The 19,746-nt window shown below is 69.4% G+C and carries 19 protein-coding genes; 6 read left to right on the forward strand and 13 right to left on the reverse strand.

Going from position 1 to position 19,746, the window contains the following annotated elements:
- Positions 1 to 46 precede the first annotated feature (46 nt).
- The 13 genes from lpqB to cofD form a co-directional block, all read right to left on the reverse strand.
- The gene (lpqB, locus tag ON34_RS20810; protein ID WP_040781844.1) at positions 47 to 1,870 is read right to left on the reverse strand and encodes an MtrAB system accessory lipoprotein LpqB; all 1,824 of its coding nucleotides are present in this window, start codon (positions 1,868 to 1,870) and stop codon (positions 47 to 49) included.
- Complete coding sequence (gene mtrB, locus ON34_RS20815; protein ID WP_083889605.1) at positions 1,867 to 3,855, reverse strand: MtrAB system histidine kinase MtrB; 1,989 nt, start codon at positions 3,853 to 3,855, stop codon at positions 1,867 to 1,869. The genes lpqB and mtrB overlap by 4 nt, the downstream gene beginning before the upstream one ends.
- A 120-nt stretch (positions 3,856 to 3,975) precedes the next feature.
- Entirely contained in the window at positions 3,976 to 4,653 is a 678-nt protein-coding gene (gene mtrA, locus ON34_RS20820; protein WP_040781845.1) for an MtrAB system response regulator MtrA, read from the reverse strand.
- A gap of 78 nt (positions 4,654 to 4,731) precedes the next feature.
- Positions 4,732 to 5,379, reverse strand: a complete 648-nt coding sequence (locus tag ON34_RS20825; RefSeq protein ID WP_040781847.1) for a dTMP kinase — start codon at positions 5,377 to 5,379, stop codon at positions 4,732 to 4,734.
- 127 nt (positions 5,380 to 5,506) lie between these two features.
- The gene (ahcY, locus tag ON34_RS20830) at positions 5,507 to 6,991 is read right to left on the reverse strand and encodes an adenosylhomocysteinase (RefSeq protein ID WP_040781848.1); all 1,485 of its coding nucleotides are present in this window, start codon (positions 6,989 to 6,991) and stop codon (positions 5,507 to 5,509) included.
- Positions 6,992 to 7,138: 147 nt separating this feature from the next.
- Positions 7,139 to 8,275 carry an alkane 1-monooxygenase gene (locus ON34_RS20835; RefSeq protein WP_245548116.1) on the reverse strand — a complete coding sequence of 379 codons (1,137 nt, stop codon included), beginning with the start codon at positions 8,273 to 8,275 and terminating at the stop codon, positions 7,139 to 7,141.
- A gap of 202 nt (positions 8,276 to 8,477) precedes the next feature.
- Positions 8,478 to 9,098 carry a TetR/AcrR family transcriptional regulator gene (locus ON34_RS20840; protein ID WP_051022923.1) on the reverse strand — a complete coding sequence of 207 codons (621 nt, stop codon included), beginning with the start codon at positions 9,096 to 9,098 and terminating at the stop codon, positions 8,478 to 8,480.
- Positions 9,099 to 9,138: 40 nt separating this feature from the next.
- On the reverse strand, positions 9,139 to 9,348 hold the full coding sequence (locus tag ON34_RS20845; protein WP_040781950.1) for a rubredoxin: 210 nt from the start codon (positions 9,346 to 9,348) through the stop codon (positions 9,139 to 9,141).
- Positions 9,349 to 9,371: 23 nt separating this feature from the next.
- Positions 9,372 to 9,545, reverse strand: coding sequence for a rubredoxin (locus ON34_RS20850; RefSeq protein ID WP_040781852.1), 174 nt, complete (start codon positions 9,543 to 9,545; stop codon positions 9,372 to 9,374).
- Complete coding sequence (locus tag ON34_RS20855) at positions 9,542 to 10,795, reverse strand: alkane 1-monooxygenase (protein WP_040781951.1); 1,254 nt, start codon at positions 10,793 to 10,795, stop codon at positions 9,542 to 9,544. Before ON34_RS20855 ends, ON34_RS20850 begins: the two co-directional genes overlap by 4 nt.
- Before the next feature lie 180 nt (positions 10,796 to 10,975).
- Positions 10,976 to 11,494 (reverse strand): NUDIX hydrolase, encoded by a 519-nt coding sequence (locus ON34_RS20860; RefSeq protein ID WP_040781854.1) that lies wholly within the window; start codon positions 11,492 to 11,494, stop codon positions 10,976 to 10,978.
- A 43-nt stretch (positions 11,495 to 11,537) separates the two neighbouring features.
- Positions 11,538 to 12,887, reverse strand: a complete 1,350-nt coding sequence (locus tag ON34_RS20865; protein ID WP_040781856.1) for a coenzyme F420-0:L-glutamate ligase — start codon at positions 12,885 to 12,887, stop codon at positions 11,538 to 11,540.
- Positions 12,884 to 14,017 carry a 2-phospho-L-lactate transferase gene (gene cofD, locus ON34_RS20870; protein WP_218003919.1) on the reverse strand — a complete coding sequence of 378 codons (1,134 nt, stop codon included), beginning with the start codon at positions 14,015 to 14,017 and terminating at the stop codon, positions 12,884 to 12,886. Before cofD ends, ON34_RS20865 begins: the two co-directional genes overlap by 4 nt.
- 353 nt (positions 14,018 to 14,370) lie before the next feature.
- Here cofD and ON34_RS20875 point away from each other — a divergent pair, with 353 nt between their 5' ends.
- From ON34_RS20875 to manA, 6 genes are all read left to right on the forward strand, one after another.
- On the forward strand, positions 14,371 to 14,604 hold the full coding sequence (locus ON34_RS20875) for a WhiB family transcriptional regulator (protein WP_029901515.1): 234 nt from the start codon (positions 14,371 to 14,373) through the stop codon (positions 14,602 to 14,604).
- 124 nt (positions 14,605 to 14,728) lie between these two features.
- Positions 14,729 to 15,208 (forward strand): metallopeptidase family protein, encoded by a 480-nt coding sequence (locus ON34_RS20880; RefSeq protein ID WP_169333889.1) that lies wholly within the window; start codon positions 14,729 to 14,731, stop codon positions 15,206 to 15,208.
- A 146-nt stretch (positions 15,209 to 15,354) separates the two neighbouring features.
- Positions 15,355 to 15,744 (forward strand): DUF3499 domain-containing protein, encoded by a 390-nt coding sequence (locus ON34_RS20885; protein WP_040781966.1) that lies wholly within the window; start codon positions 15,355 to 15,357, stop codon positions 15,742 to 15,744.
- Between the two features lie 53 nt (positions 15,745 to 15,797).
- Positions 15,798 to 17,174, forward strand: a complete 1,377-nt coding sequence (locus ON34_RS20890; RefSeq protein ID WP_040781858.1) for a phosphomannomutase/phosphoglucomutase — start codon at positions 15,798 to 15,800, stop codon at positions 17,172 to 17,174.
- 118 nt (positions 17,175 to 17,292) lie between these two features.
- Positions 17,293 to 18,492, forward strand: coding sequence for a hypothetical protein (locus ON34_RS20895; RefSeq protein ID WP_040781859.1), 1,200 nt, complete (start codon positions 17,293 to 17,295; stop codon positions 18,490 to 18,492).
- Entirely contained in the window at positions 18,492 to 19,712 is a 1,221-nt protein-coding gene (gene manA, locus ON34_RS20900) for a mannose-6-phosphate isomerase, class I (protein WP_040781861.1), read from the forward strand. Before ON34_RS20895 ends, manA begins: the two co-directional genes overlap by 1 nt.
- The last annotated feature ends 34 nt before the right edge of the window (positions 19,713 to 19,746 follow it).

Genomic DNA, 19,746 nt, shown 5'->3' on the forward strand with positions numbered 1-19,746 from the left:
GCTGTTTACGCGGGTCCAGAGACGCCGCCCGGCTCGGGCACGGCACTCAGCCGGGAAGCACGGGGATGGCGTTCACACCCAGACCCGGGACCTCACGCCAATAGGGCTGGCCTTGATCCGGAGCTGAGGTCAGCTCCAGTACGGCGCGCGAGTCGGCGACGTACTGATGATCCGGGCTCGCGCTCACCGAGCGCACCGGCGCGGTCAGATTCTGCGACGTCAGCGGTTTGGGCTCCGAGCCGTCGACCGAGACGGTGCTCACCGGGTCGACATTGCCCTCGCGCGCGATGATGATCGAATCGGCGTCCAGCCAGTCCAGCGACACCGCAGGGGTGCTGAGGTCCACACCCACGGGAAGCGCCGAAGTGAGGGCCAGCTTCCCGTCCGGCTGCGGTACCACCACCGCGACATAGACCTTGCCGTTGGCGATCATCGCCGCCCGCACCCCGGTCCGGGAGATCCGCAATTCCGTGATCGGCAACCGCGGCGCGGTGGCCGACGAGGCCGCCGTGAGCGCCGAGGTATCGACCTCCTGCACCGATACATTTCCGGTGGCCCGGTCGTGCACCGCGCGGATGACCCGCCCGCCGTCGATCACCGCCCATGCCGCGCTGCCGTCGGCGGTCCACGACGGCCGGGTGATGGTGAAACCTTCGGCGACGGGAAACGCGTTGCCGCCGTACGTGCCGACCATGAGGGTGCGCGACGGCTCCCCCGCGGGCCTGCCCGCCTCCGCGACCGCGGCGACCAGCTGGCCGTCCGGGGACAGCGCCGCCGACTGCAGGTTGTTCACCCGACCGAAGTAGCCCGGCGTCGACGCGCTGCCGCCGCTGTCGGTGACCTGCACCAGTCCCCCGCCGCGCAGCGCGTGCAGACCAGCCTGGTTGCGCGTGGACGTGCCGGGATTGAACTGCTGCACGTCCGCGACGTTCCATCCGTTCGCGCCGAACCGCTCGTCCAGCGGTTTGCCGTCGGCGAGCAGCACGTAGGGCCCGAGTATGTCGGCGCCGGAGAGCGTGAGCACCACCTGGGCGGCGAGCAATTCCCGATCGCGCGGATTCAGCGCCGACGCGCCGGCGAAGTCGATCTTCACTCCGCCGAGACCGATGCCGACGCCCTCCGGGTCGCCGTTGATCTTGCTGATCGTGCCGCGCAGCGCGACCGGCGGCGCCAGCTCGTTGCGCAGCACCGACGCGAGGGCGGGCTGCGGCCCCTCGATCAGCGAACTCAGCAACCGCTGGGTCAACTGTCCCTTCGGCACCGAGATCCAGCGCAGATCCGGGACCGCCGTGGTGCCGCCCGGATCGGCGAAGTACAGCGCGTAACGCCGATAGGACTTGAAGAACGCGGTGGAGTCCATCACGACGCCGTCGGGCAGCTCATCGATGCGCCACTCGCCGTCGACCTTGGTCAGTTCGATCTTGTTCTCGACTATGGGGATGTCGTCGCTGGGGCGGTATCCGCCGTCGGCGGACAGCTCGCCGACCTTGCGCGCGCGGATCAGGTAGCTGGCCTTGTCGCCGGAGCGGGATTCCCGCAGGGTGTCCGGTTTCTCCACGATGACGGTGCCCGCGGCGTCGTCCCACTGGGTGGAGGCGGCCGGAGTCATGTACTGGCGGGCGGCCAGATGCCGGTTGGCCGGGTCGGCGGTGGCCTGGAGGAAGTCGCGCAGCAGCAGGTCGGGATCGCGGTTGGCGGCCGGCGGCGGCGGGCCCTCGGGAGTGGGCTCGCGGTTGAGGGTGCCCAGCGCCTCCGGCGCGGAGGACTCGGGCAGGCTGGCACACGCGGTGAGCGGCGACAGGACCACCGCGAACACTGCGACCAGCACGGTCAGCTGCCGCATCCGCACCGACCCGACACGCGTCCTCATGACTGTCCGTCCCCGGATTCGCGCGTGGGGCCGCCACCGGCCTGCGCCGACTCGGCCGCCTGCGATCCATTCGAGCCGGACGCGGGCGCGTCACCGGAGGGCGTGCTCTCGCCTGGTGGCGAGACATCGCCCGCTTCCACGGCCTGCGCCCGCGCCGCATCCGGCTTCGGGGCCTCGGCGCTCACTTCGTCCGTGCGCACACCATCCACTCCGGCAGTGCCCGTCGTCGTACTCGCTTCTTCCGTGCGGACACTATCCGCCCCAGCTGTGCCCGACTGTATGTCCCCCGGTCCGGCCGGTGCGCCGACGCCATCCAGCTCGGAAACGCCGCGCTCCCCCGCATCACGTTCGGCACCCGCCGGGGGCGCGGTGTACGCCTCCGCGCTCGCGCCGTCGGCGGGCGGCTCCTTCTCGACCAGCCGCATCGGCTTGCGGGCGGGCTCCAGCGGCAGCGGACTCGGCCCGAGCTTCTTCCCGCGCACCAGCGGCAAGGTCAGGCGGAAGCTCGCGCCGACACCGACCTCACCCCACGCCTCGAGCTTGCCCTCGTGCAGATTCGCGTCCTCCACACTGATCGACAGACCCAGACCGGTTCCGCCGGAGCGGCGCATCCGGGACGGGTCGGAACGCCAGAACCGGTTGAAGACCAGCTTCTCCTCGCCGGGCCGCAGACCGACGCCCTGATCGCGCACGACGACGGCGACCGCGTTGGCCTCGACATCGCCGCGCATGCGCAACAGCACCGGTTTGCCCTCGCTGTGGTCGATCGCGTTGGCGAGCAGATTGCGCAGCACCCGTTCCACGCGGCGCGGATCGACCTCGGCGACCAGCGGCTCCTCCGGCATATCGGTGATCACCTCGACCCCGGCGTCCTTGGCCAGGTGCCGCACGGTGGAGATCGCGGCCCGCGCGCACATCCGCACGTCCAGCGACTCGACCTGGAGTTCGGCGACGCCCGCGTCGTGCCTGCTGATCTCCAGCAGGTCGTTGAGCAGGCCCTCGAACCGGTCCAGCTCGTTGACCAGCAGCTCGGCGCTGCGGGCCAGGGCGGGGTCGAGGTCGTCGCTGCTGCCGTGGATCAGGTCGGCGGCCATGCGGACGGTGGTGAGCGGGGTGCGCAACTCGTGGCTGACGTCGGAGGTGAACCGGCGCTGCAGGTTGCCGAACTCTTCCAGCTGGGTGATCTGGTTGGACAGGCTCTCGGCCATCTCGTTGAACGCCTGCGCCAGCCGCGCCATGTCGTCCTCGCCGCGCACCAGCATGCGTTCCTTGAGCCTGCCGTCGGCGAACCGGCCCGCGATCCGCGCCGCGGAGCGGATCGGCAGGACCACCTGCCTGGTGACCAGCGCGGTGATCGCGGCGAGCAACACCAGCAGCACGATGCCGCCGACGAGCATGGTGCCGCGCATCAGCGCCAGGCTGCGTTCCTCGTTGGCCAGCGGGAAGATCAGGTAGATCTCCAGGGTGGGGATCTCGGCGCTGGGACTGCCGATGATCAGCGCGCGGCCCTGGTAGCCCTCCGCGTCGGCGACCGTGGCGAACTGGTAGCTGACCTGGTTGCGCTGCACGAACCGGCGCAGTTCCTCGGGCACCTCCTGGATCGGGCCGGTGGAGATCTGCTGCGGCGGCATGCCGCCGATGACGCTCAGCGCCGTGTCGAAAGTGCCTGCCGCGCCGGTGGATTGGCCGGTGCCGCCGCGGTTGGACAGCGCGTTGCGGGCATCCTCCAGCCGCTGCGGTTGACCGCCGATATCGTGCACACCGGACAGCTGGCTCTCCACCGTATTGCGCGCACGATCCATCTCCTCGACCGCCGCGTTGATCTTGGCGTCGAGCAGCCGGTCGGTGATCTGACTGGTCAGCACCACGCCGAGGATCGTGATGACGATCAGCGACAGGGTCAGCGTGGACACGATGACGCGCAGCTGCAGAGACCGCCGCCAGAGGTGGCCGAGAGCGACGCCGACCTCTTGGAACCAGGCCACGACCGGTGCCAGCGATCGTTGCAGACGCGCGATCACGCTGGTGAGATCCGCCGCCCGGTCTCGGCGGGGCCCTTCGTGGTCAGCCAAGCTACCGCCTCCGGGCCCTCGAGTCGGTCCGGATCACGGCGGTCCGGCCTTGTAACCGACACCGCGGACGGTCAGCACGATCTCCGGATTCTCCGGATCCTTCTCGACCTTCGCGCGCAGACGCTGCACGTGGACGTTCACCAACCGGGTGTCGGCGGCGTGCCGGTAGCCCCAGACCTGCTCGAGCAGGACCTCGCGGGTGAACACCTGGCGCGGCTTGCGGGCCAGCGCGACGAGCAGGTCGAACTCCAGCGGCGTCAGCGAGATCTGCTGGCCGCCCCGGCTGACCTTGTGCGCGGGCACGTCGATCACGATATCCGCGATCGAGAGCAGCTCGGCGGGCTCCTCCTCGGTGCGGCGCAGCCGGGCGCGCACCCTGGCGACGAGTTCCTTCGGCTTGAAGGGCTTGACGATGTAATCGTCGGCGCCCGATTCCAGACCCAGCACGACGTCGACCGTGTCGGTCTTGGCCGTGAGCATCACGATCGGAACCCCGGAATCGGCCCGCAGCACGCGGCACACGTCGATGCCGTTCATGCCGGGCAGCATCAGGTCCAGCAACACCAAATCGGGGCGGATCTCGCGAACCGCCGCCAGGGCCTGTGTGCCGTCGCCGACCACGTGCGGGTCGAACCCTTCCCCGCGCAGGACGATCGTGAGCATCTCAGCGAGTGCCATATCGTCGTCGACGACCAGAATCTTCGGCTTCATAACTACTATGTTGTCATCTCCCAGGCGAGGATCGGGCCGCCACGCCAACACTGGTGCGAACCCGCGGCACAGCCAACCTTATCGACCAACGATTTCGATGATCCGCGCGGCCAGCGTAGCGGGATCGTCCTCGGATCGATATCGCCACCACGGCCCGTGCCAGCCGCGTTCGGCCAGCTCGCGGTACACCGCACCGGTCCGGTGCTGGAGGCCGCCGTCGCGCTCGTAGGCGTCGGGCGCGCGTTCGGCGTCGAGTTCGCCTCGCCTGCGGGCACGCTCGACGGCCAGCTCGGTCGGCACGTCCAGCAACACCTGGAGCGCGGGTACGGGCAGGGCGAATCTGCCGAACTCCAATTCGCCCACCCACCGCACGATTTCGCCGTCGGCCGACTGGCCGAGCCGGGCGGCGGAATAGGCGGCGTTGGAGGCGACGTAACGGTCCAGGAGCACGATGTCGTTGTCGGCCAACAACTTCGACAGCTCGTCCGCAGCGCCCGCGCGGTCCAGCGCGAACAGCAGGGCCATGCCGCTGACCGAGTCGGCGAGGTCGCCGTGCGCGCCGCGCAGCGCCTCGGCGGCCAGGTCGGCGTGCACCGAGACGCGGTACCGGGGGAAGGCCATCCTGGCGACGCGCAGCCCGCGACCGCGCAGGTCGGCGACGACCTTGTCGATCAGCGTCCGCTTGCCCGCGCCGTCGAGGCCTTCGACGGCAATCAGCACTCCCATAGCCAGGCAGGGTACCCCGCGGTCCGCTCGCCGCCGACACCGGCTGACCAGCGCGGATGGCTAGCCGGTGCGCCCGGTGAGCGCGGTCCCGCCGACCGGAAGGCCGACGGGACCGGATTGGGTGCGCTCAGTAGCGGTAGTGGTCCGGCTTGTACGGGCCCTCCACGTCTACGCCGATGTATTCGGCCTGGTCCTTGGTGAGCTTGGTCAGCTCGCCGCCGAGCGCTTCGACGTGGATGCGAGCGACCTTCTCGTCCAAGTGCTTCGGCAGGCGGTAGACCTCGTTGTCGTACTCGTCGGGCTTGGTCCACAGCTCGATCTGCGCGATCACCTGGTTGGAGAAGCTGTTCGACATCACGAACGACGGATGCCCGGTCGCGTTGCCGAGGTTCAGCAGACGCCCCTCCGACAGCACCAGGATCGAGCGGCCGGTCTCCTTGAACGTCCACAGGTCGACCTGCGGCTTGATGTTCAGTTTCGTTGCGCCGGAACGCTCCAGCGCGGCCATGTCGATCTCGTTGTCGAAGTGACCGATGTTGCCCAGGATGGCCTGGTCCTTCATCGCCTTCATGTGGTCGAGGGTGATGATGTCCTTGTTGCCGGTGGCGGTGATGACGATATCGGCCTCGCCGATCGCCTTCTCCACGGTCACCACGTCGTAGCCGTCCATCAGCGCCTGCAGCGCGTTGATCGGGTCGATCTCGGTCACCTGAACCCGGGCGCCCTGTCCGGCAAGCGATTCCGCGCAGCCCTTGCCGACATCGCCGTAGCCGCAGATCAATACCTTCTTGCCGCCGATGAGCACGTCGGTGCCCCGGTTGATGCCGTCGATCAGCGAGTGGCGGGTGCCGTACTTGTTGTCGAACTTGCTCTTGGTGACCGAGTCGTTGACGTTGATCGCCGGGAACACCAGCTCGCCCGCCGCCGCGAACTGGTAGAGCCGCAGCACGCCGGTGGTGGTCTCCTCGGTGACGCCGCGGACCGACGCGGCGATCCTGCCCCACTTGCCCCGGTCGGTCTCGAACCGCTCGCGCAGCAGGTTCAGGAACACCTTGTACTCGGCCGAGTGGTCGGCGTCCTCCGGCGGCACCACGCCCGCCTTCTCGAACTGCGCTCCGCGCAGCACGAGCATGGTGGCGTCGCCACCGTCGTCGAGGATCATGTTGGCCGGCTCGTCCGGCCAGGTGAGCATCTGCTCGGCGGCCCACCAGTACTCCTCCAGGGTCTCGCCCTTCCAGGCGAACACCGGGGTGCCCTTGGGCTCGTCGACGGTGCCGTGCGGGCCGACGACCACGGCGGCGGCCGCGTGGTCCTGGGTGGAGAAGATGTTGCACGAGGCCCAGCGCACCTGCGCGCCCAGGGCCGTGAGGGTCTCGATCAGCACCGCGGTCTGCACCGTCATGTGCAGCGAGCCGGAGATGCGCGCGCCCTGCAGCGGCCGCACCTCGGCGTACTCACGGCGCAGCGCCATCAGACCGGGCATCTCGTGTTCGGCGAGACGGATCTCCTTGCGGCCGAATTCGGCCAGCGACAGATCCGCCACCTTGTAGTCGATGCCGCCTCGGACATCGGCGGTCAACGACGTGCGTGCGGGAAGTTCTGAGGTGGTCATCAGCCTCTCCTGGTTCGGCAAGTACCGAGGCAAGGCTAGTCGCTCGCGACCGGGCGCGGACCATGCGGCTGCCACTCGCGCGCTCGGCGCGGCGTGGCTGCCGCCGGTCTTCGTCCGGCCGCGCCGTTACGCGGCCGCCTCGGGGTTCTACGCGATCACGCCGCGGGCGGCCAGGATCCGGCGCCGCTTGCGCGGCTGGATGTTCGCCAGCGTCAGGTCGCCGCCGTAGTGGGCGAGGACGCGCTTGTCCATCACCCACCGCCACAGCGGCGGAACGGCGGCGAACACGATCATGGTGGCGTATCCGGCGGGCAGTTGCGGAGCCAGCTCGGAACTGCGCAGCGTCTGGTAGCGACGGCCCGGGTTGGCGTGGTGATCGCTGTGGCGCTGCAAGTGGAACAGGAAGATGTTGGTGACCAGGTGGTCACTGTTCCAGCTGTCGCGCGGCGAGCAGCGGGCGTACATGCCGTTCGGGCGGCGGGCCCGCAGCAGGCCGTAGTGCTCGACGTAGTTCACCGTCTCCAGCAGGCCGATGCCGATCACCGCCTGCAACGCCAACCAGGGCAGCACCTGGTAGCCGAACGCCGCGACCAGGGCGCCGAACAGCACCACCGTCATCGACCAGGCCTGCAGGATGTGGTTGTCGATGCTCCACCAGCCCTTGCCCTTGCGGGCGAGACGCTCGCGCTCCAGGGTGATCGCCGAGCGGAAGCTCCCGGATACGCTGCGGGGCAAGAACTCCCACAGCGACTCGCCCAGCCTGGCGCTGGCCGGATCCTCCGGGGTCGCCACGCGCACGTGGTGGCCTCGGTTGTGCTCGACGAAGAAGTGCCCGTACCCGGACTGGGCGAGGGCGATCTTGGCCAGCCAGCGCTCCAGGTGCTCGACCCGGTGCCCGAGTTCGTGCGCGGCGTTGATCCCGATGCCGCTGACGAAGCCCAGGGTGGCGGCCAGACCGAGCTTGTCGACCACGCTCAGCTCGTCACCGGCCCACATGTAGCTGGCGATCACCAGCCCGATCAGCTGCACCGGCAGCATCAGATAGGTGCACCACCGGTAGTACCTGTCGTTGGACAGCAGCTCGTAATCCTCGTCCCTCGGGTTGCTGCCATCCGCGCCGATCGTCCAGTCCAGCACCGGAATCACGATCAGCACGATGATCGGCCCGATCCACCAGAACACCTCCACACCCGTGTGGAGCACGAGCTGCGATGGCAGCAAGGCCGAGGATGGCGCCAGCAAGCCGAGGACCCACAGATGGCGTTTGGGATCGGGCGATCCCACCGGATTGCCAACCGTTTGCACTTTTGCCCCACTCAAGAAGACATGAAACTCCGACGACCCGACCCGCCTGAGAATACTTGCAGACTTTCCATTTGTTACACACCGGTTGGCGGTGAAACGTGTCAGCGATTACAAGCCGTGCAGTCGGTTTTCAAGTCGCCGCAGAGATGCTGACGCGTCGCGAGCCGGTTGCCGCGTCCGCTCAGCGCTGTACCCGCGCGGCGAGGATCGCCTCCACGTACGGACTCAGCAGCGCGCTCAACTCCGCGGGCGCGTCCCGCCCCGGACCCGGCGGAGTGGGGATGTAGCTCAGGGCGATCCGCACCAGCGCGTGCGCGATCACGTCCGATTCGGCCTCGGTCGCTCCCACCCAGCTCTGCTGGAAGGCGCGCGCCAACCGCTCGCTCGCGTGCTCGAGCAACGGCCCGGCGTCGAGCGTGATCAGTCGCAGCAGATCCAGCTTCACCTCGCCCGCGACCAGCGACTGGACCAGGGGGTCGGCGGCCGCGTCGACGAAGAAGTTGGCCATGCCGTCGCGGAACGCGGCGCGGGCGTCGCCGACGTTGCCGTTGATCGCCGCGTCCACGTGGTCGACCAGGTCGTCGGCCAGGCGCAGGGCGTAGGCCTGGGTGAGGCCGGTGCGCGAGCCGAACTCGTTGTAGAGCGTCTGCCTGCTCACGCCCGCCCTGGCCGCGATGTCACCGAGCGTGATCTTGGACCAGTCCCGCTCGGTGAGCAGCTCGCGCATCGCGTCCAGGACCGACGTCCGCAGCAGTTCCCGCGCGGCCTCCTGGTAGGGAATCCTGGTTGCGTTGCGCGGCATACCCGCGACACTGTCACGGGGAACTGCCGCAGTCAAAATCTCACGACCGCTCGATTTCGACCATGAAGAAGTCCGCCTTGGCGGCTCCGCAATCGGGACAGGTCCAGTCGTCGGGGATGTCGTCCCAGCGGGTCCCCGGCGCGATGCCGTCCTCCGGCCAGCCTTCGGCCTCGTCGTACTCGAAGCCGCACTGGATGCACTGATAAAGCTTGTAGTCCTGCCCGCCCGTCTCCCGGCCGCCACCCCTCATGGAATCGCCCTGCGATGCTGTAGTCATTTGCTCGCCCCTATCGGCTCGAAGTCGATCTTCTCCCGCACGCCGCAGTCCGGGCAGCACCAGTCGTCCGGCACCGTCTCCCACCGGGTGCCCGGCGGAAATCCCTCGTGCGGCGCGCCTTTCGCCTCGTCGAAGACGTAGTCGCAGACGGGGCAGCGGTAGGAGCTCATGCGCCCCCACCTCCGGCGACCACGTCGTGGACGCCGTAGCGCGCGAGCACCGTATCCCGCTTGCGCGGGTCGATGTTGGCGCGGGTGATGTCACCGCCGTAGTGCGCGAGGACGCGCTTGTCCATGACGCGGCGCCACAGCGGCGGGAAGTAGGCCAGCAGGATCATGCTGGCGTATCCGCTCGGCAGGTTCGGCGCGCCGTCCCAGCTGCGCAGCGTCTGATAACGCCGGGTCGGGTAGGCGTGGTGATCGCTGTGCCGCTGCAGGTGGTACAGGAAGATGTTGGTGACGATGTGGTCGCTGTTCCAGCTGTGCACCGGGGCTGGCCGCTCGTACCGTCCGCTCGCCGTGCGCTGGCGCACCAGGCCGTAGTGCTCCAGGTAGTTGACCGCCTCCAGCAGGCTGAAGCCGACCACGGCCTGCAAGATCAGATACGGCAGCAGCTCGATGCCGAACACCGCGAGCAACGCCGCGTACAGCACGGCCGACATCAGCCAGGCGCTGAGCACCTCGTTGCGCAGGCTCCACGGCTTCGCGCCGAGCCGCTCCAGGCGGACCTGCTCCAGATGCCAGGCCGATTTCAGGCTGCCCCACACGGTGCGCGGCCAGAAGGCCCAGAACGTCTCGCCCACCCGGGAACTGGCCGGATCTTCCGGCGTCGCGACCCGCACATGGTGGCCGCGATTGTGCTCGATGTAGAAGTGCCCGTAGAACGACTGGGCCAGCGCGATGCGCGACAGCCAGCGTTCCAGGTCCACCTTCTTGTGGCCGAGTTCGTGCGCGGTGTTGATGCCGATGCCGCCGATCATGCCGACGGTGATCGCCAGGCCGATCTTGTCCACCACCTGCAATCCGCCGTCGATGCCGAGCCAGCTCACGTCGTTCGCGGTGATCAGGTAGGCGCCCATGAGCAGCGTGGCGTACTGGAACGGCAGGTACAGGTAGGTGAGGTAGCGGTAGTACTTGTCGTTCTCCAGGTACTCCATCACCTCGTCCGGCGGGTTGGAGCCGTCCGGCCCGAAGCAGATGTCGGCGAGCGGGATCAGCACGTAGACCAGGACCGGCCCGAGCCAGAACGGCACGTGCGCGAGGCGGTGCCAGCCGAGTTCGTTCAGCGCCCAGATGAGCGGAAGCCCGATCGTGAACAGGCCGGTGGGGGCGAACAACCCCCACAGCCACATATAGCGCTTGCGGTCGCGCCAAGCCGGTACCTCGACCGGCCGCACGGCCCTGTCGGCGTTCGTCGACATCGTTGTCTCCATTTCCCAAGGACACGTCACATGTGACGTGCGTTACCTCTCACAGTGGACGATAGACGGTCATTTGTCGTCTGTCTAGACAAATCCGACAATTTGTAAACCACTGTGAGGTCCTGGGAACGACAAAGCCCCGGCCGGACGGTGCATCCGACCGGGGCTGGCGCGGGAGTGTCAGCGCAGCAGAACGTCGGCGTCGGCGGGCAGCGCGTGCACCGGCCACCACCGCAGATCGGTGGATTCGTGACTGCGCACCGGGACCGCGCCCGCGGGAGCGGTGATCCGGAACAGCAGGTCGAGGTGCCGGGTGGGCACACCCAGCGAGCACGTGATCGGGTGCGCCTGGGCGCCGTACAGACCCGCCTGGAGCCGCAGACCGGCGATGCCCGACTCCTCGGTCGCTTCGCGCAGCGCGGCGGCCGCGACGGTGTCGTCGTGCTCCTCGCAGTGGCCGCCGAGCTGGATCCAGCGGCCGACCCGCGGATGCAGGGTGAGCAGCACCTCGCGCCCGTCCGCGGAGAAGACCACCGCGGACGCGGTGATGTGGCCCGGCGCGTGCTCGCGCAGGCAGCCACGCGGAGCCGAGCCGAGGAACGCCAGCATCGCCTCGCGCAGCGACCGATCGGAATCGACTGCTGGACACCAGGATTCGAGCAGCGCGGTCGCCGAGGCGTGCAGGGATTCCGCGCTCACCGGCGGCCCCCGAGTTCGCCGGACCCGGCCCGGCCGGGCGCCGTCACAGCTCGACCAGCCCGGAACCGGCGCCGAACACCGGCCGCGGGGTCAGCTCTTCGAGCGGATGACCGATGGCGATCGCGCCCAGCGGGCTCCAGTCCCCGGCCACGCCAAGGACTTCGCGGGTGACCTCCGGCGCGAAGATCGTCGAACCGATCCAGCAGCTACCGATTCCCTCGGCGGCCAGGGCGACCAGCAAGCCTTGCACCGCCGCGCCCACCGCGACGGTGAACATGGTGCGCTCATGGGAACGCCTGCGCTCGTCCGGATAGTCATGCGCCCCGTCCGGCACGCAGAACGGGATGATCACCTCGGGAGCGTCGAACAGGATCCGCCCGCGGGCGACCCTGCGCTCGATCCGCTCCGGCGTGAGCCCGTCGGCGGCCAGATCCGCGCGCCACTTCTCCGCCATCGCCTCGAGCAGCCGGGTACGCATTTCCGGCGTGCGCAGCCAGACGAATCGCACCGGACGGGTGTGGTGCGGGGCGGGGGCGGTCAGCGCGACCGACACCGCCGCCCGGATGCGTTCCGGATCCACCGGAGTGTCGGCGAACTGGCGAATCGAGCGACGCAGCAGGATCGCTTCTCTACGCCCGCGCTCGATCGCCTCGGCGGTGCCGAGCCAGAACAGGTCCTCGGTGCCGCCGCGCAGCAGATCCGCGGCGCTGGATCCGTCGTCGACGACCGGCAGCCCGCGCACCACGGCCACCGGGACACCGCCCAGCTTGCCTTTCACCAGGTCCGCGGCAGCGGCCAGCTCGTCGGCCACGGCGACCTGGGTGACGAACAGCTCATTGCCCTGACCGTCCACCGCGCCCGCGTAGTCGTGCAGCACCCGAAGCCCGGCGGCGCCGATGGCCGCGTCGGTCTGTCCGTTGCGCCACGCCCGGCCCATGGTGTCGGTGACGACCACCGCGACCGTCACGCCCAGCCGTTCGGCCAGCGCCGCGCGCAGCGCCTTGGCGCTGGCGTCCGGATCGGTGGGAAGCAGCACCAACTCGCCCTGTTCGACGTTCGAGCCGTCGACGCCGGAGGCCGCCTGCACGATGCCGAGCTTGTTCTCGGTGATCAGCGTGCGGCCCTTGCGGGCGAGCACTCGCACCGCCTCCTGGTCGATGAGCCTGCGCCGGGCCGCATCGCGTTCCTCGGGGTCCAGCGGCGCGTCCACGATGCGCCCCTCGACCTTGGCGATGATCTTGCTGGTGACCACGAGCACGTCGCCGTCGGCCAGCCACGGCGCGCATCGCGCGATGTGTTCGGCGAGGTCGTCACCCGGCCGGAATTCCGGCAGCCCGGTGATGGGCAGGATGCGCAGCTCCCCGGCCGCGTGATCGGTCGGTGTGGTCGTCACGGCTTCACTCCGGCGAGATCCAGCGCCTGACGCACCATTTCGGCGGTGGTCGGCGGGTCGGTCATCAACAAGGGCACGCTGCGCACCTCCACACCGGGCACGTCGGCGGTGTCGGTGCTGTGGATCAGCCAGCCGTCCAGGATTCCGGTGGCCGAACGCGCGCCGTAGTACCGGCCGATCGCCTCGGCCGAGGTCTGCACCCCGATCACCGACAGGCATTCGTCGGCCATGCCGCGCAACGGCTTGCCGTCGATGACGCCCGAGACGCCGATCACCTTGGCCGCGGTGGTGCGCAGCGCGCCGCGGATACCGGGCACCGCGAGGATGGCGCCGATGCTCACGACGGGGTTCGACGGTGCGAGCAAGACCACATCGGCGGATTCTATGATTTCCGTCACATTTGGCGCAGGTTTGGCTTCCTCGGCGCCAATTGTGGCGAATCCATGGGTCTCGATGTTCGCGCGGTAGCGAACCCACCACTCCTGGAAATGGATCGCGCGTCGTTCGCCAGGGTTGTCCGGATCGGTCACAACGACATGCGTTTCGCAGCGATCGTCGGTTGCCGGGATCAGTTTCACGCCCGGCTGCCACCGGTTGCACAGCGCTTCGGTGACCGCGGAGAGCGGGTATCCGGCGCGCAACATTTCGGTGCGGATCAGATGCGTGGCGATATCACGGTCGCCCAAGCCGAACCAGTCCGGCTGCGCGTGATATTTCGCGAGCTCCTCCTTGGCGTGCCAGGTCTCGCCGACCCGGCCCCAGCCCCGCTCGGTATCGATGCCGCCGCCCAGGGTATACATGCAGGTGTCGAGGTCGGGACAGATCCGGAGACCGTGCATCCAGACGTCGTCGCCGACGTTCACGATCGCGGCGACGTCGGCATCGGGCAGCAGTTCCCGGACGCCCTGAAGGAAACGCGCGCCGCCGACGCCGCCGACCAGCACGGCGATCCGGGGTCCGTTCGCGGGCACGGCGCCCGCTTGTTGTCCAGTCACATCCGCACAGCCTATGCGGTGGCGTGGCAACTCCCGTTCGCGGCAAATTTGCTGTTTATTTGCTATTGCACGGTGCAAGATCAGTTCGGAATGCGGCTGCGGATAGTAACGGAATAGCGACGGCGGCTTGACCATCGACGCGTCCGGCGTGTCTAATCACAGACATGTCATTCCGGGTTCGCGCGAGAGTTCAAGGCGCGGGCGGCATTTCGAACAGATGTTCGCATAGGAATGACAAGCTCGGGGACGTCCGCGGGACAACGTCGCGGGGTATGGCCGTCGGTGCGCGTGTTGGTCCGACGGAAAGAATCATTCTGCGCTAACACACAGTGAGGAGGCGGAGCGTGGCCAATGAGATGGTCTCGCCGACCGATTCCACAGCAGGCGCAGCACGTGGCGTCTGCGCAGACAACGGCTGGAAGGACGGAGAGGGGGGTGACGGAGACGCGGCGCCCCGGCTCAGCCTGGTCGTGACCGGCTTCGACGAGATGTTCGAATCCATCGAAGAGCAGTGGCAGGAGCGCGCCCTGTGCGCGCAGACCGATCCGGAGGCGTTCTTCCCCGAGAAGGGCGGCTCCACCCGTGAGGCCAAACGGATCTGCATGGGGTGTGAAGTACGCGACGAGTGCCTGGAGTACGCACTCGCGCACGATGAGCGCTTCGGCATCTGGGGCGGTCTCTCCGAGCGGGAGCGCCGCCGCCTCAAGCGCGGCATCGGCTGACAGACGTGCGCGGCGCCCGGAGTCGCGGCCCCCACCAGGGCGACTCCGGGCACAGCGACACGACCGGAGACATCTCGCCGCCTCGATGCGGACGGCCGCAGGCGGCTGGCCTAGATTTTGTGTCATGGCACGTTCCCGTAAGCGTCGACCGCCGACCGCCCGGTCGGTGACCCGCCGCGGCCGCGGGGTGCGCGGGCCGATGCTGCCGCCCACGGTGCCGGCGTGGCGGACCCGCGGCCAGAAGTTCGACCGGCTGGTGCTGGAGGCGTTCGCCCCGTTGGACAGCCGCTGGCACGACCGGCTCACCAAGCTGGACATCGCCGTCGACGACGTTCCGAAAATCCGTCCGCTGCACCCGGATTCGGTCACCTGGCCGGACGAGGTGGTCGCCGACGGACCGGTGCCGCTGTCCCGGCTCATCCCCGCCGGCGTCGACCGGCACGGCGCGGCCACCCGGGCGCGGGTGGTGCTGTTCCGCAAGCCGCTCGAGCTGCGCGCCAGCGATCCCGACGACTTGGTCGACCTGCTGCGCGAAGTGCTGGTCCAACAGGTCGCGACCTACCTCGGCGTCGACCCGGACGTGATCGATCCGGAAGCCGAGTGATTCGCACCCATCCACTCCGCGGCGGCCCCCGAATGCGTTGCGGGGCAGGCGCGGGGCGGCCGCACGCGGAAAGCAGACCGAGATTCTTCAAGCGTGTCTTTCCCCATCGATGCGGCAGGGGGGTTACGCTCATCGGCGTGATTCCCATGCGTCGTTGCTGCCGTCCAGGCTGCAAGAATCCGGCCGTCGCGACGCTCACCTATGTGTACTCGGACTCGACGGCAGTGGTCGGGCCGCTCGCGACGGTCGCCGAACCGCACTCCTGGGATCTCTGCGAAACGCACGGCTCCCGGATCACCGCTCCGAAAGGCTGGGAACTGGTCCGGCACGAAGGCGGATTCTCCTCCAGCACACCGGATGACGACGATCTGACCGCGCTCGCGGAGGCGGTCCGCGAGGCCGGGCTACGCCGTCGCCCACCGGAACACGAGCAGCGCGGTCAGCGCGGTTATCGCGACTACGCACCTCCGCCGTCGCGCACCACACGCACCGGCCGCCGCGGCCATCTCCGCGTGCTTCCCGACCCGCCGTCCTGATCCCGGGAAGGAGGGTGTCGGACCGGCCCGGCGCAACCACTAGGGTGTTGGGCATGACAGTCGCCCGCTCTGCCGAATCCGTGAACGCGGTGATCAAGGCTTACGACGTTCGCGGTGTGGTCGGTGATCAGATCGACGCGGAATTCGTCAGGGACGTCGGCGCGTCGTTCGCCAGGTTGATGCGCGCGGAGGACGCGAGCCGGATCGTCATCGGACACGACATGCGGGATTCCTCCCCTGGACTCGCGGCGGCGTTCGCCGACGGCGTGCTCGGTCAGGGACTCGACGTGGTGCACATCGGCCTCGCCTCTACCGACCAGCTGTACTTCGCCTCCGGCCACCTGGATTGCCCCGGCGCCATGTTCACCGCCAGCCACAACCCGGCCCGCTACAACGGCATCAAGCTGTGCCGCGCCAAGGCGCTCCCGGTCGGCCAGGACACCGGCCTGGCCACCATCGCGAAGGAGCTGATCGAGGGCGTGCCCGAGCACACGGGCGAGCGCGGCACCGCGACGGAACTGGATCTGCTCACCGAATACGCGGCCTTCCTGCGCGGCCTGGTCGATCTCGGCGGCATCCGCCCGCTCACCATCGCCGTGGACGCGGGCAACGGCATGGGCGGCCACACCGTGCCCGCGGTGCTCGGCACGCTGCCGCAGGTGACCATCGTCCCGCTGTATTTCGAGCTGGACGGCAGCTTCCCCAACCATGAGGCCAACCCGCTCGACCCGGCGAACCTGGTGGACCTGCAGAAGCTGGTCCGCAGCTGCGGCGCGGACATCGGCCTTGCCTTCGACGGCGACGCCGACCGCTGCTTCGTGGTCGACGAGAACGGCGACCCGGTGTCGCCGTCGGCGATCACCGCGCTGGTCGCCGAGCGCGAGCTGGCCAAAGAGCCGGGCGCGGTGATCATCCACAACCTGATCACCTCGCGCGCGGTGCCGGAGCTGGTGCACGAGCTGGGCGGGACGCCGGTGCGCACCAGGGTCGGGCACTCGTTCATCAAGCAGGAAATGGCCGCCACCGGAGCCGTGTTCGGCGGCGAGCACTCCGCGCACTACTACTTCCGGGACTTCTGGGGCGCCGACTCCGGGATGCTCGCGGCGCTGCACGTGCTGGCGGCGCTCGGCGAGAAGGACCGGCCGGTGTCGGAGCTGATGTCGTCGTACGCGACCTACGCGGCTTCCGGCGAGATCAACTCCACGGTGTCGGACGCGGCGGCGCGGACGATGGCCGTGGTGGATGCCTTCGCGGACCGGGCGCACTCGGTGGACCGGCTGGACGGGGTGACCGTGCAGCTGGCCGACAACGCCTGGTTCAACCTGCGCGCGTCGAACACCGAGCCGTTGCTCCGGCTGAACGTCGAGGCCAGGTCGGCGGAGGAAGTAGACGCACTCGTGACCGAGATCCTGAGCATCGTGCGCTCCTGACTGGAATAGTGGAATCACAGGCCTTGGATTCGCCCGACTCGGTCTCGGTATGGCAACCCGACCGGGTGGGCGTGGGGGCGGAAACGACACAGCGCGATGAGGGGAGGTGGGACGCCCGATGATCGCTGGAACACCGGTGCTCGACCTCGACGATGCCGCTTCACTCGAGGCAGCCGATTCCGGCGGCGCCCTGCGCTCGGCCGCCTCCGGCGGCGCCCAGGTACGCGCCACCGCGGCGGCCGTCGGTGAGGAAGCGCTGGCCCGGCTGGCCGATCTGCGACCGCGCAGCGTGGTGCTGGTCTCCGGTTCCGGGCGTGCCGCGCGGGCCGCGAGCCTGCTCGTCGCCGCCCTCGGCGACCGGGCCGGTCTGCCCGTGGTGTCCGCCGCCGCCCTCCCGCCGTGGGTCGGACCACTGGATGTCGTGCTGGTCGCCGGCGACGACGCGGGCGACCCGCGGCTGATCGACGCGGTCGACCGGGCGCTGCGCCGCGGCGCCGAAGTGGTCGTCGCCGCGCCGCACGAAGGGCCGCTGCGTGCCGCCGCGGCCGGTCGCGCCGCCGTGCTGGAGCCGAGAGTGCAGGTGCTCGGGCACAACCGCCTGCTGCGCTTCCTGGCCGCCGGAATCGCGGTGCTGCGCGCGGTCGACCCGGTGCGCACCGGCGTGGCCGTCCCCGAGCTCGCGGAGCTGGCCGACGTGCTGGACGCGGAGGCGCTGCGCGACGGTCCGCACAACGAGGTCTTCCACAATCCCGCCAAGACGTTGGCCGCGCGCATGCAGCAGCGCGGCATCGTGCTGGCGGGCGATTCACCGGCCGCCGCCGAATTGGCCGAGCACGGCGCCGAGGTGCTGCTGCAATCCGCGGGCAAGGTGGCCACCGCGGTGGACCTGGCCGAGGCCGTGGCGGCGCGGACCACGATGACCGAGGCCGCGGGCGAGTCCGCACCCGATTTCGATCCGCTGTTCCACGACGAGGAACTCGACGGACCCGCTCCGGTGGAGCGCATCCGGGTGTTCGTGCTCAGCGCCGATCGCGATCGCGCCGCCGCGCGCCGTCGCATCGCGGTGTTCGGCGGCGAGTCGAATCTGGTGGACGCCGACCTGGTGAACGCCGACGTCGACCTGCTGCATACCGACATGACCGACCCCACCGCGCCGGGGCCCACCCACGCCGAGGAGTCCGCGCCCGGACAAGGCACCGAACTCGAACAGCTCGCCGTGCTAGCGCTGCGACTGGAGATGGCCGCCGCCTACCTGCGGCTGATCGGCTCCCGCGCCGTCGCGGCCGACAGCCAGGGGCAGTTCGGGGGAAGCTACTAGTGCACGAACTCGTTGGTGCGCTCCGTTCGTATGCCTGGGGATCGCGCACCGCGCTCGCTCAGCTGTGTGGCAGGCCGGTGCCGTCCGCCCATCCGGAGGCGGAACTGTGGTTCGGCGCCCACCCCGCCGATCCCGCGTACGTGCGGCTCGGCGACCGCACCACCTCGCTGCTGGAGCTGGTCGCCGCCGACCCGGAGCGCGAATTGGGCGCCGCCGCGGCGGAATTCGGCGGCAAGCTGCCGTTCCTGCTGAAGATCCTGGCGGCCGAGGAGCCGCTGTCGTTGCAGGCTCATCCGAGCATGGCGCAGGCCAAGGCCGGGTTCGACCAGGAGAACCGGGCCAAGGTGCCGTTGGACTCGCCGCTGCGCAACTACCGCGACGAGAACCACAAGCCCGAGTTGGTCGTCGCGCTGGATCGCTTCGAGGCGCTGGCCGGATTTCGCGACCCGCACCGCACGGTCGAGTTGCTCCGCGCGCTGGCCGTGGACGCGCTGAGCTCCTACACCGGTCTGCTTGCGGGCCAACCGGATTCCGCTGGCCTGCGCACCCTGTTCACCACGTGGATCACGCTGCCGCAGCATGTACTCGCCACACTGCTGCCCGCGGTGCTGGACGGCTGCGTGCGGTATCTGTCCGGCAAGGGCACGCGCGAGTTCACCGCCGAGGCGCGCACCACGCTCGAACTCGCCGAGGCCTACCCCGGCGACGCCGGTGTGCTCGCTTCGCTGCTGCTGAACCGGGTCACCCTGGAGCCGGGTCAGGGGTTGTTCCTCGCGGCCGGGAACCTGCACGCCTACCTGCGCGGGCTCGGCGTGGAGATCATGGCCAACTCCGACAACGTGCTGCGCGGCGGGCTGACCCCGAAGCACGTCGACGTGCCGGAGCTGTTGCGCGTGCTGGACTTCGAGCCGATCAGCCTGCCCGTCGTGCTGCCGGAACCGGCGGGCGACGGATCGGTGCGCTACCGCACGCCCGCACCGGAGTTCGCGCTGCGGCGCTTCGACCTCGTCGCCGGCTCGGCGCGGGTGCCGCTCACCGCGGCGGGACCGGGCATCGTGCTGTGCACCGCGGGAACGGTGCGTCTGTGGCAGAACGACTCCTCGCTCCAGCTCACCCGCGGAGGCGCGGCCTGGATCTCGGCCGCCGACACCGACATTCGGGCCCAGGCGGTGGACGGCGACGTCCAGCTGTTCTGCGCGTGCGTCGGCGCGACCGCCTGACCTGTCCGGGTCCTCCGGCCACGCCGGCCCTGGC

The sequence above is a fragment of the Nocardia pneumoniae NBRC 100136 genome (assembly GCF_000308755.1).
GTDB lineage: Bacteria > Actinomycetota > Actinomycetes > Mycobacteriales > Mycobacteriaceae > Nocardia > Nocardia pneumoniae.

Coding starts and splice junctions, on each gene's coding strand:
- ON34_RS20880 (WP_169333889.1), top strand. CDS start 14,729: ATGGCACGTTCCCGTAAGCGTCGACCGCCGACCGCCCGGTCGGTGACC.
- ahcY (WP_040781848.1), bottom strand. CDS start 6,991: ATGACCACCTCAGAACTTCCCGCACGCACGTCGTTGACCGCCGATGTC.
- ON34_RS20825 (WP_040781847.1), bottom strand. CDS start 5,379: ATGGGAGTGCTGATTGCCGTCGAAGGCCTCGACGGCGCGGGCAAGCGG.
- ON34_RS20845 (WP_040781950.1), bottom strand. CDS start 9,348: ATGAGGGGTGGCGGCCGGGAGACGGGCGGGCAGGACTACAAGCTTTAT.
- ON34_RS20895 (WP_040781859.1), top strand. CDS start 17,293: ATGATCGCTGGAACACCGGTGCTCGACCTCGACGATGCCGCTTCACTC.
- ON34_RS20875 (WP_029901515.1), top strand. CDS start 14,371: ATGTTCGAATCCATCGAAGAGCAGTGGCAGGAGCGCGCCCTGTGCGCG.
- ON34_RS20840 (WP_051022923.1), bottom strand. CDS start 9,098: ATGCCGCGCAACGCAACCAGGATTCCCTACCAGGAGGCCGCGCGGGAA.
- mtrA (WP_040781845.1), bottom strand. CDS start 4,653: ATGAAGCCGAAGATTCTGGTCGTCGACGACGATATGGCACTCGCTGAG.
- lpqB (WP_040781844.1), bottom strand. CDS start 1,870: ATGAGGACGCGTGTCGGGTCGGTGCGGATGCGGCAGCTGACCGTGCTG.
- ON34_RS20890 (WP_040781858.1), top strand. CDS start 15,798: ATGACAGTCGCCCGCTCTGCCGAATCCGTGAACGCGGTGATCAAGGCT.
- ON34_RS20855 (WP_040781951.1), bottom strand. CDS start 10,795: ATGTCGACGAACGCCGACAGGGCCGTGCGGCCGGTCGAGGTACCGGCT.
- ON34_RS20850 (WP_040781852.1), bottom strand. CDS start 9,545: ATGAGCTCCTACCGCTGCCCCGTCTGCGACTACGTCTTCGACGAGGCG.
- cofD (WP_218003919.1), bottom strand. CDS start 14,017: ATGGTCAAGCCGCCGTCGCTATTCCGTTACTATCCGCAGCCGCATTCC.
- ON34_RS20885 (WP_040781966.1), top strand. CDS start 15,355: ATGCGTCGTTGCTGCCGTCCAGGCTGCAAGAATCCGGCCGTCGCGACG.